At 67.0% G+C, this 11,016-nt stretch carries 11 protein-coding genes; 3 read left to right on the top strand and 8 right to left on the bottom strand.

What is annotated here, in order from left to right; genetic code table 11:
- Positions 1–739 (top strand): transporter associated domain-containing protein (locus FNJ47_RS40205; RefSeq protein WP_283811356.1); only part of this gene is annotated, 739 nt, incomplete at its 5' end.
- 9 nt (positions 740–748) lie between these two features.
- Here FNJ47_RS40205 and FNJ47_RS40200 read toward each other — a convergent pair.
- The 6 genes from FNJ47_RS40200 to mepA form a co-directional block, all read right to left on the bottom strand.
- Positions 749–1,933, bottom strand: a complete 1,185-nt coding sequence (locus tag FNJ47_RS40200; RefSeq protein ID WP_163161574.1) for a hypothetical protein — start codon at positions 1,931–1,933, stop codon at positions 749–751.
- A 93-nt stretch (positions 1,934–2,026) separates the two neighbouring features.
- Positions 2,027–2,698, bottom strand: a complete 672-nt coding sequence (gene modC, locus FNJ47_RS40195) for a molybdenum ABC transporter ATP-binding protein (protein WP_163161572.1) — start codon at positions 2,696–2,698, stop codon at positions 2,027–2,029.
- Positions 2,699–2,700: 2 nt separating this feature from the next.
- The gene (gene modB / locus FNJ47_RS40190) at positions 2,701–3,396 is read right to left on the bottom strand and encodes a molybdate ABC transporter permease subunit (protein WP_163161570.1); all 696 of its coding nucleotides are present in this window, start codon (positions 3,394–3,396) and stop codon (positions 2,701–2,703) included.
- A complete protein-coding gene (modA, locus tag FNJ47_RS40185) occupies positions 3,396–4,196 on the bottom strand; it encodes a molybdate ABC transporter substrate-binding protein (RefSeq protein WP_163161567.1) in 801 nt (266 codons plus the stop codon). The genes modB and modA overlap by 1 nt, the downstream gene beginning before the upstream one ends.
- 173 nt (positions 4,197–4,369) lie before the next feature.
- The gene (locus FNJ47_RS40180; protein WP_163161565.1) at positions 4,370–4,879 is read right to left on the bottom strand and encodes a hypothetical protein; all 510 of its coding nucleotides are present in this window, start codon (positions 4,877–4,879) and stop codon (positions 4,370–4,372) included.
- A gap of 147 nt (positions 4,880–5,026) precedes the next feature.
- Complete coding sequence (gene mepA, locus FNJ47_RS40175; RefSeq protein WP_430649464.1) at positions 5,027–5,977, bottom strand: penicillin-insensitive murein endopeptidase; 951 nt, start codon at positions 5,975–5,977, stop codon at positions 5,027–5,029.
- Between the two features lie 354 nt (positions 5,978–6,331).
- Here mepA and FNJ47_RS51850 point away from each other — a divergent pair, with 354 nt between their 5' ends.
- The gene (locus tag FNJ47_RS51850; RefSeq protein ID WP_347341778.1) at positions 6,332–6,610 is read left to right on the top strand and encodes a L,D-transpeptidase; all 279 of its coding nucleotides are present in this window, start codon (positions 6,332–6,334) and stop codon (positions 6,608–6,610) included.
- Positions 6,611–6,952: 342 nt separating this feature from the next.
- Complete coding sequence (locus FNJ47_RS40165; RefSeq protein ID WP_430649465.1) at positions 6,953–9,142, top strand: putative bifunctional diguanylate cyclase/phosphodiesterase; 2,190 nt, start codon at positions 6,953–6,955, stop codon at positions 9,140–9,142.
- 251 nt (positions 9,143–9,393) lie between these two features.
- On the opposite strand, the gene FNJ47_RS40160 is transcribed toward FNJ47_RS40165, so the two are convergent.
- Together FNJ47_RS40160 and FNJ47_RS40155 are read right to left on the bottom strand one after the other, a co-directional pair.
- Positions 9,394–9,840 (bottom strand): DUF1801 domain-containing protein, encoded by a 447-nt coding sequence (locus FNJ47_RS40160; RefSeq protein ID WP_163161561.1) that lies wholly within the window; start codon positions 9,838–9,840, stop codon positions 9,394–9,396.
- A gap of 71 nt (positions 9,841–9,911) precedes the next feature.
- Positions 9,912–11,016 (bottom strand): methyl-accepting chemotaxis protein (locus tag FNJ47_RS40155; RefSeq protein WP_163161559.1); only part of this gene is annotated, 1,105 nt, incomplete at its 5' end.

Below are 11,016 nucleotides of genomic sequence, written 5' to 3'. Positions count from 1 at the left end.
GATCCCGATGCTGGTCGGCCTGTCGAAGGCCTATCTCTATTTCGACGTCGCCTTCGTCGTCGTCATCATCTCGCTGCTGTTGCAGGGCTGGACGTTGGCGCCGGCGGCGCGGAAGCTGCATGTCGCGCTGCCGCGCGCCGAACGCGGCCCGCGCCGCGTCGAGCTGGACCTGCCCGGTCAGCTCGAACAGCAGCTGGTCGGCTACCCGGTGCGGCCGAAGAGCCTCTATTTCCGCCGCGGGCTGATCCCGTCCTGGTCGAAGCCGACGCTGGTGATCCGCGACGAGCGGATCCTGACGCCTGTCGAGGCCGATCCGGTCGCGCCTGGCGACTACATCTATCTGCTGGCGCCGCCCGAGCGCGCCGAGGCACTCGATCGCTTCTTCGTCGACATGGCGCCGTCGAGCGCGCCCGACCCGCATTTGCTCGGCGACTTCATGGTCTCGGCCGAGCATACGCTGGGCGAGCTCGCCGAGATCTACGGCGTCAAGGTCGATGAGCATCAGGCCAAGCTGACGCTCGCGGACTATTTCGACATCAATCTCGACCGTGCGCCGAAGGAAGGCGCTGAGCTCGCGCTCGATGAAATCGTGCTGGTCGCGCGCAGCATCAGCGGCGGCCGCGTCAATGTCGTCGGCCTGCGCCTGCCGGAGGAAGAGGACAAGGTCGTGCCGCAGACGCGGATGCAGACCGTCCGGCGCAAGCTCTCCGATATCTGGGCGTCGGTCGCCGGCGTCTGAGCCACGGCGTCACTGCTTGCGCAGGAAGGTCGAATCCGGGGCGAACTTCTTGATCATGTCGGACAGGCCGTCGTCGGCGGGCGGGCCCTTGGAGGCAGCGTCGGGCTTCGGCTCGTCCTTGATCTTCAGGCCGGAAATCTCGGCCAGCGCCGCGAGCAGCGTCTCGTCGAGATTGTCGGCCGGTGTTTTCGCAGACGGTGTCTGGACGGCCGGAGCAGGTACGGGCGGCGCCAGCGGGTCGATTGCGACGGCGCGGATCTCCGGCTCGCGCTTCGCGGGCGGCGTTGGCTCCGGCATCGGCTTGGACGTGTCGGCGCGCCGGGCCGCGGCGCCGCTGACGGCGGCGATCAACGATGCTTCGAGATCGGCGGGCGTGTCGGCCGGCATCGGGGGCGGTGCAGCCGGTATCGGCGGCGGTTCGGCGGGCTTCGCGTGCCGGGGTGCTCGACCAAACAGCGGTTCCCGCTGGCTCGCCGTTGACGGACGGCTGTCAGTGGCCTTGGCAGGCTCCCTGCCAGGCTTGAAGAGACCCGCGCGTTCGGCGGCGATCCTGGCGGAAGCCTCCTCGACCGTGGCGAGCAGGGACGCCTCCAGTGCATCGGCGGGATTGCTCGGCGGAGTCGCCGGCTTGGCCGGAGGGGCAGCCACCTGCCTTGGCTCCGGCCGGGGGGGCGGCGGCGATGGCCGCGATCCTTCCGGCGGAGCAGGCGGCGAGGCCGGCTGACTGTCCCGGGCGCGCGCGATGATGCCGTCGACGATCGTCCCCAGGCGGCTCTTGTCGGGATCGGCGAGATAGCTGGCCGCCAGCTCGTCGACATATTGCGGGCCGTAATCGGCCAGCACCTTGGCGAGCTGGGCGAGATCGGGGTCGCTTTCGACCAGCCGGCGCCAAGTCTCCCGGTCGTAGGTCTCCCGGTCGTAGGGCGCGTCCGTTTTCTTGTCGGGCCAAGCCACCCGGCGAGGCTGACGCTGGGGCCCTGTATCCTGGCCCGGGTCGAGGGTCGGCGGCTGCAGCCCGGCGCTGAGGCGCGGAGGGGTAAATCCCGAGGTGCCATCCGTCTGGCGGCGCCGCCGCTCGGCGACCTGGAGCGAGATCAGGCCGATGCCCATCAGCAGGAAGCCGAGCGCGGCCCACGAAATCGTGGCGCACAGCAGTCCGCCGATCAGCAGCAATACCCAGCCAGTCAGTCGCACGATCCACCTTTCCCCATGCCCGATCGGTCGTCCCGACGCAGGCCTAGCAGGTAAGATGGGCTATCTTATGCCGACTTTCGGAAAAACAGCTAGCTATGTGCCTCCCGTCAACACCTTAACACCGCCGAACGCGGTGACCTGACCGCTGCGCAGCATCACGATCTGCGTGGCGAGCTGGCGCAGCTCGGCCGCGTCGTGGCTGACATAGACCATGGGGACGCCGGCCTCGTCGCGCAGCCGGACCAGATAGGGCAGGATCTCGAGCTTGCGGCTTTCGTCGAGCGCACCGAGCGGCTCGTCCAACAGCAACAGCCGAGGCTTGGACAGCAATGCCCGGCCGAGCGCGACGCGCTGGCGCTCGCCGCCGGAGAGCTTTCCCGGGCGGCGGTCGAGCAGGGCGCCGATGTCGAGCAGGTCGACGACGCGCTTGTGCTGCGCGGGATCCTCAGCGAGGCCGTTCATGCGGCGGCCGTAATCGAGGTTCTGTCTGATATCGAGATGCGGAAACAGCCGCGCGTCCTGGAAGACGTAGCCGATGCGGCGGCGCCAGGTCGGGACGTGGATGCCGGCCGCGGTATCGTCCACCGTCTCGCCGTCGATCACGATCGTCCCGCGATCCGGACGCACCAGTCCCGCGATGGTGTTGATCAGCGACGTCTTGCCGGAGCCGGACGCACCGAACAGGCCGGTGACACGGCCCTCGCTGGTGAACGACGCCGCGAGCGCGAACTCTCCGAGTTGCTTGCTGATGTCGACGCGCAGCATCGCTATTGCCCGTGCAGGCGCGCGGTGGCGCGGCGCGCGAAGACCTCGGCCGCGATCAGCGCGCCGACCGCCAGCACGACCGAGATGATCACGAGCCGCGCCGCGGCGGTGTCGCCGTCGGGTGTCTGGATCAGCGAATAGATCGCCGACGAAATCGTCTGGGTCTCGCCGGGGATGTTGGAGACGAAGGTGATGGTCGCGCCGAATTCGCCGATCGCCTTGGCGAAGCCGAGCACCATGCCGGCCAGCACGCCGGGCAGCGCCAGCGGCAGCGTCACCGTTGCGAACACTCGCCAGGGCGCGGCGCCGAGCGTCTCGGCCGCCTGCTCGAGGCGGCGGTCGACCGCCTCGATCGAGAGCCGAATCGGGCGCACCAGCAGCGGAAACGACATCACGCCGCAGGCGAGCGCAGCGCCGGTCCAGCGGAATGCGAACACGATGCCGAGATGATCGGCCAGCCAGCCGCCGACCAGGCCGCGCTTGCCGAAGGTCAGCAGCAGCAGATAGCCGGTGACGACAGGCGGCAGCACCAACGGCAGATGCACGGCGGCATCCAGCAGCGACTTGCCCCAGAAATCGCGCCGCGCCAGCAGCCAGGCGAGCGCGATCCCGAACGGGGTCGCCACCAGCGTTGCGATGACGGCGACCCGCAGCGACAGCAGGATCGCCGTCCATTCGGTAGGCGAGATCTCGAACATCAGGTCGTCGGGCTGATCAGGAACTTGAAGCCGTACTTCTCGAGGATCGTCTTCGCAGCGGACGAGCGCAGGAAGGTGAGGTAGTCGGTGGTCTCGGGCTTCGCGGTCGTCGTCGCCGCAACCGGATAGATGATCGCCGGATGGGTGTCGGCCGGGAAGGTACCGACGATCTTGACGCCCGGCTCGACCTTGGCGTCGGTCGAATAGACGATGCCGAGCACGGCTTCGCCGCGCGCCACCAGCGTCAGTGCCGCGCGCACGCTCTCGGCCATCGCGAATTTCGGCTCCGCCGCCTGCCAGGCACCGAGCTTCTCGAGCGCGGCCTTGGCGTATTTGCCGACCGGCACTGCCTTGACGTCGCCGGTGGCGATCTTGCCGTCACCGGCGAGCTTTGCGAGATCGAAGCCCGGTCCGATGTTGACGTTGTCGATCCTGGAATCCTTCGGCGCGATCAGCACGATCGAATTGCCGAGCAGGTTAACCCGTGTCGGCTCATTGATGTTCTTCTGCTTGATCGCATAGTCCATCCAGTCGGTGTCGGCGGAGACGAACACGTCGGCCGGCGCGCCCTGCTCGATCTGCTTTGCCAATGCCGAGCTCGCGGCATAGCTGGCGCTGATCTTGATGCCGGTCTTGGCGGTATAGGCCGCGTCGATCTCATCGAGCGCGTTCTTCATCGAGGCCGCGGCGAACACGGTGAGCGCCTTGTCCTCGGCTCGCGCCGGCGAATGGATCGCGCCGAGCAAAATGACGAAGACGGTGAGAAGTCCGGCAAGTCTCGAAATCGAAAGTCGTGACATGGAAAGCGCTCCGTGCGCCTTCGCGCGCGAACGGCACGCGCAAATCAGGCGTTGGTGGGGTCTGGGTGCGACGGACGGAAGCGCTGCTCCGCGGGTCCCCGAAGGACTTACGGTCCTCAGGGATATCGCACTGCAAACATAGCAGGCTGGGACTTACTTGTCTAAAGGCCGTCCTATTGATCCGACGGCTGGATCGCGATCGACAGCGAATTTTCCCTGGCGCCGGTCACCTGCAGCACGAACGGGCTGGCGGCGAGGTCAAATTTCATGGTCTTGCGGATGCCGTCGCAATCGGTCGCGCCGCTGAACGCCTTCGGCTTCAGGAAATGCCCGTCCTGCACCAGGTCGACCCAGGCGCCGGCCGAGAGGCTGACGGTGTAGAGCCCGGCCTTCGGCGCGGCCTTGAAGCTGGTGAAGCCGGCGAAGGAGCCGTCCTTCGGCGCGCGCTCCGGCGGCGAGGGCAATTTGGCATCGGCGGGGCCCACCAGCGCCAGCGTGATGGCGGTCGACGGCAATGCGGTCTGCTCGCTGCCCGAGGCGAGCTTGGCGCGATCGGGCGCGGTGAGTGCGGCGCGTGCGCGGTCGATCGACCATTTGAACTTGTCGCAGCCGCTCGGTTCTTCCGCCGCGAATGCGGGAACCGAGACGAGCAGGAGCGATGCGGCGAGGAGCGATGTGCGCATGACTGGTCCAATGCAATTGTGACGGATGAATTAGATCAGAGGCCCCGATCCATCGCTCGAACGCGCTTGCGGCGCGACGATACGCGATCATAACGCAGTTCGAGCCGGCCGGCATAGCCGCCTGACAAAGATGTTATTGCATGGATGCTATTGCTTGGCGTCGGGTGCGTTCAGCACCATCTTGCAGGGCGCCGGCATCTGCGCCAGCGTCATCGGCGGGCGCGGCTTCGGCGGCTTCGCCGGTGGCTTCGGATGCAACACCGAATCCTTGAACCAGAACGCGAGATCGGAAGGCTTGCAGCCTTCGCCCTCCGCTTGCTGCTTCTGTCCCTCGCATGCGGGGCTGCCGGACGGACAGCGCATGCGGATGTGGAAGTGATAGTCGTGGCCCCACCACGGCCGGATTTTCGACAGCCAGCTGCGGTCGCCCTTGGCCTCACGGCACAGCGCCTTCTTGATCGCCGGATTGACGAAGACGCGCTGCACCGCCGGCTCCCGCGCCGCGTCGCGGATCACCAGCACATGGCTGGGCGTGAAGACGCGCGGATCGACATCGAGCCGGTCGTCGCGCACCATCATCACCGCCGACATCTCCTCGCGATCCTCATGCGACAATTTGCGATCGGGCATCGGCGTCAGCCAGATGTCGGCGTCGAGCCCGATCTGATGGCTGGCATGACCTGACAGCGCGGGGCCGCCGCGCGGCTGGCCGATATCGCCGACCAGGATGCCGGGCCAGCCGGCATCCTTGTGCGCGTTGGCGGCAAGCCGCTTCAACAGCGCGATCATGGCGGGGTGACCCCAGTAGCGGTTGCGCGACAGGCGCATCACCTGCCAGGTGTCGCCGTTGAGCGGCATCTGCGCCGCGCCGGCGAGACAGCCCTTGGCGTAGCCGCCGATCGATTGCGTCGGCATCGCCGCCGGCAACACCTTGCGCGCGAACAGTTGCTTCGCCCCGATTGTTGGATCGTTGGGATTAGCGAGCGGCGGCAATGGTTGCGGATTGAGCGAGCCCTTGTCCTGCGCCCGCACGGAGATGGTGCAGGCGGCGAGGACGGAGATCATCAGGAGCGGGATCAGACGCAGGCGGGATGTCATTCGGATCACTCTGTCTGCGCAAGGCTAGCATGGATTCGGAGCGGGCGGACCGCGCCTTCATCCCATTCGCTTGATCGCCCACAGGGCGGATCGAGATGACCCGCGGTTTCCGGGCTGCCATGTGATCCACGCCACTTTACAGGCACGCGTTGCAGGCGACATCATGCGCACAATAATTTCAGGGTAGGCATTATTATGACGAGCGTATGTTGCGTACGGCTGGCGTTTGCCGCCGCGATTGCGGCGTCGACATTGGCGCTGTCCCCGGCGCGAGCCGACATCGTGGTTCACATCGATAAATCATCTCAGCGCATGGCGGTCAGCGTCGACGGCGCGAGACGCTAGAATTGGCCGGTGTCGACCGGCCGGCGCGGCTATGGCACGCCGAGTGGAGTGTTCCGTCCGCAGATGCTGGCGCGCCGCTGGTACTCGAAGAAGTACTACAACTCGCCGATGCCCTACGCGATCTTCTTCCATGGCGGCTTTGCCATCCATGGCACCTATGAACTCACCCGTCTCGGCGGCCCGGTCTCGCATGGTTGCGTGCGCCTGCATCCCTCGCACGCAGCACAGCTCTATGGGCTGGTCGAGCGCAACGGTAGTGGCGGTACCCGGATCGAGATCACCAACTAGCTGCAAGACGAGGTGAGGCCGGTCGCGCCTTAACCCCGCGATAACCCTGTCACACGCTGGCCAACATTGATGCGCTGGAAGTGCTTTCGGCGCGTCCAATGTGCAGTCGCGCGCCGATTTACCCTTCCTTCACCACACCCCGGCGCTTCCATGCTGCAAATCTGCGCTGTGTGCCGCCTGCGGATGGCAGGCCACCGGTGTTCGGTGTGGACGCGCCCGCAAAGCAGGCATGCTGCGATGTCTCAAACAGCGCAGCTACTCGCCAAGAGATACCAATTTTTCAGAGACTTATCGCAGATATATTGCCGAACTGGAATGCGCGTGGGGCGTGCGGTACCGATGATGCGGCCAAAGAAGATCAAGAAACCGAAGCAGGCCAAACTGTCCCGTCCTCGGGGCCGACGGCCCAAGCCGATGCCGAAAGTATCCAGCCGTTTGCGCCGCCCCGGCGTCGAGATCGGCGAACTGGTGCGCCAGCGCGCGCAGGCCGAGGCCGCGATCGCCGAGGCCCGCAAGTCGAATGCGCGGCTGCGTGAGGCGATCGACATCCTCCCGCAAGGCATCGTGTTCCTGGATCCGGAAGGCCGTTACACCCTCTGGAACAGGAAATACTCGGAAATCTACAAGCGCAGCTCCGATCTGTTCGAGCACGGTGCGCGCCTGGAAGACACCATCCGCATCGGCGTCGCGCGCGGCGATTATCCCGAGGCGGCCGGCCGCGAGGAGGAATGGATCGCCGAGCGGCTCAAGAAGATGTACCAGCCGGGCGAGCGGCACGAGCAGGTGCTGGCCGACGGCCGCGTGGTGCTGATCGAGGAGCGGCTGACCTCGGATGGCGGCATCGTCGGCCTGCGCGTCGACATCACCGAGCTGAAGCAGCGCGAGGCGTCGTTCCGTCTGCTGTTCGACGGCAATCCGGTGCCGATGATCCTGTGCGCGCTCGACGGCGAGCGCATCCTCGCCGTCAACGACGCCGCGATCGCGCATTATGGCTACGTCCGTGCCGAATTCGAGCGGATGACGATCAGGAGCCTGCAGGCGTTCGATGCCGAGCTGCCCTGGGCGGCCGGCCGCACCAGCGACGAGCAGGCGGCGCGGACCTGGAAGCATGTGCGCGCCGACGGCACGCTGATCGACCTTGCGATCTATTCGCGCCGGTTGATGCATGGCGACCAGCCGGCGATGCTGCTCGCGCTGATGGACATCACCGAGCGCAAGCGCGCCGAGGCGCGGCTCGCCTTCATGGCCCAGCACGATAGCCTGACCGGCCTGCCGAACCGTAACCTGCTGCGCCAGCAGATGGACGAGATGCTGCAACACACCCGCCGCTCGACCGACAAGGTCGCGGTGCTGATGCTGGGCCTCGACAATTTCAAGGCGGTCAACGACACGCTCGGTCACGGCATCGGCGACAAGCTGCTGCGCGGGGTCGCCAAGCGTCTGCGCTCGACGCTGCGCGATGAAGACGCGCTGGCCCGCCTCAACTCCGATGAATTCACCATCGTGCAGGGCGGCGTGATGCGGCCCGAGGACGCCGTGCTGCTGGCGCGGCGGATCCTCGATGCGATTGGCGAGCCCTATCTGCTCGAGGGACATTCGGTGGTGATCGGCGCCAGCATCGGGATCGCGATGTCGCCCGGCGACGGCGAGGATTCGGAAAAGCTGCTGAAGAGCGCCGACATGGCGTTGTCGCGCGCCAAGAGCGAATTCCGCGGCACCTTCTCCTTCTTCGAGGCGGAGATGGACGCGCGCGCGCAGAGCCGCCGCAAGATCGAGATCGATCTGCGCGATGCGATCCAGAACGAAGGCCTGCGGCCCTATTACCAGCCGCTGGTCGATCTTGCGACCGGCCGCATCACCGGTCTCGAGGCGCTGGTGCGCTGGCCGCATCCGGAGCGCGGCATGATCTCGCCGGGCGAGTTCATTCCGGTTGCCGAGGAGACCGGCCTGATCAATCCGTTGGGCAGCTTGATGCTGCGCCGTGCCTGCACGGACGCGGCGCAATGGCCTGACGACGTGCGCGTTGCGGTCAATCTGTCGCCGCTGCAGTTCCGCACCGGCAATCTGCTGGCGCTGGTCACCGACGCGCTGCGGCAATCCGGCCTGCCGGCGCGGCGGCTCGAGCTCGAAATCACCGAGACGCTGCTGCTCGAGAAGAGCAGCCAGGTGCTGGCGACGCTGCATGCGCTGCGCGCGCTCGGGGTGCGGATGTCGATGGACGATTTCGGCACCGGCTATTCGAGCCTCAGCTATCTGCGCAGCTTCCCGTTCGACAAGATCAAGATCGACCAGTCCTTCGTGCGCGACCTCGATGCGAACCCGGACGCGCAGGCGATCGTGCGTTCGATCGTCAGCCTCGGCATGGGGCTCGGCGTCACCATCACCGCCGAGGGCGTCGAGACCGAAGCCGAGCTGAGCTGCCTGCGCGCCGAAGGCTGCCACGAGGGCCAGGGTTTCCTGTTCAGCCGCGCCCGCCCGAACGCCGAGGTCATCAGCCTGCTGAAGGCGCAGCGCGTCGCGACGGCGGCGTAGTTATCCCGAACCCAAGCGTCGGGCTCCGCTTCGCCTCGCCCCGCGTGCGGGGAGAGGCGTAGGCCGCCTCCGGCGGCCGTTCCCAGGAACGCCGAAGCAAAGCTTCGGCTATGACGCATCGTCAGATGCGTTCCGGGTGAGGGGGATCTCCGCGAACGCAGCTGTCACAGAATGCGTGGAGACGGCCCCTCACCCCAACCCTCTCCCCGTAAGAACGGGGCGAGGGAGCGCACCGCCGCCGCTACCGCATCCTACGACGCCTTCTTGTTCAGGTGATAGGTCAGCGCCAGCCCAATGCAATGGCGCAACGCGGGCTCCGGCAGCTTGCCGGCGACATCGAGCAGGATCGCGCGATTGCCGCTGTAGCTGAGCTCGGGATAGAGCTCGCGAAAGGTCTCGACCAGATTGGTCTGGCAATGGAAGTAGACCGCGACCTGATCGGCGGCCGGCTTCACCTGGTCGATCCGGACCGTGCTGCCGCTGCCGGTCTCCGGCGTGAGGTAGCTCGGCTGCCCCCATTTCAGCGTCTCTTCCAGCGCACCGACGCCCTTGGTCGTCTTCGCGGTCTCGAAGATCAAACGCCGTATTGCCAGCAGCTTCGCCTTGACGGGGGCAGGGTACGCATCGAACAGCGCTTCTGCCGATTTTGCCGGCGGTCGTCGTGTCACCTTGCTAGTCGATGTTGTCGGCTTGCGCATGGCGGCTCCGTGGGAGGACGCGTCCCGTCTCTCTACCACAGCGCCTTGAAGGTCATATAGAGCGCCGCCGCTTAGGCCGCGTTGCGCAGTCCCGCAAGGAATGTGTCCACGCTGTGCGACAGCGCGGAGGCGTGATCGCCGAGCTGGCCGGAGGTATCCAGCACATTGCCGGTGAGGGCGCGGGACTGGCCGGCGGCCTCGCTCGCGCCGGCGATGTTGGCGGAGACTTCGCCGGTCCCGGAGGACGCCTGCTGCACGCTGCGCGCGATCTCCCGCGCCGCCGAATCCTGCTGCTCGACGGCGGCCGCGATCGCGGTGGCGATGGCCGAGATCTCGCGGATGGTGCCGCTGATGTCGCCGATGGCGCTGACGCAGTTGCCGGTGGCGGACTGGATCGCGCCGACCTGGCCGGCGATCTCCTCGGTCGCCTTCGCGGTCTGGCTCGCCAGGTCCTTCACCTCGGCGGCGACCACGGCAAAGCCGCGGCCGGCATCGCCGGCGCGCGCCGCTTCGATGGTGGCGTTGAGCGCCAGCAGGTTGGTCTGGCTGGCGATTGCGCTGATCAGGCGCAGCACGTCGCCGATCTTCTCGGCTGACGCGGCGAGGCTCGTCACCATCTCGGTGGTTTCCATCGCCTTGGCCACGGCGCCATCGGCGACGCGGCTGGAATGGGTGACCTGGCGGCCGATCTCGGTGATCGAGGACGCCAGCTCTTCGGTTGCGGCGGCGACTGCGTTGACGCTGGCCGACGCTTCCTCCGACGCGGCGGCCGCGGCTGAGGTCCGTTCCGAGGTGCCGTTGACGCTGGTCGCGATCTCGTTGGCGACGCGCTGCATCGCGCCCGACGACTGCGCGACGGCGGCGACCATGCCCTTGACGTCGGCTTCGAAACGGTCGGCCATCTGCCGCTGCAACGCCTGCTTGTCGGCCGCCGCCTTCACCTTGTCGGCCTCCTGCGCGTCGCGCAGCGAGGTGGTTTCGATCATGCCGCGGCGGAACACGTCGACCGCCTTCGCCATGGTGCCGAGCTCGTCGCGGCGCTCGCTGCCGGGAATGGTGACGCTGGTGTCGCCGCTGGACAGGCGGTTCATCACGGCGGTGATCGCGGTGAGCGGCCCCGACAGGGCGCGGGCGGGGCGGAAAGCCAGGCAAAAGGCAGGGGGCAGGGACGGCGCC

It is taken from the genome of Bradyrhizobium uaiense (genome assembly GCF_010811875.1).
Lineage (GTDB): Bacteria > Pseudomonadota > Alphaproteobacteria > Rhizobiales > Xanthobacteraceae > Bradyrhizobium > Bradyrhizobium uaiense.
The sequence above is the reverse complement of the archived record's forward strand: the minus strand, read 5'-3'. Positions and strand labels throughout refer to the sequence as shown.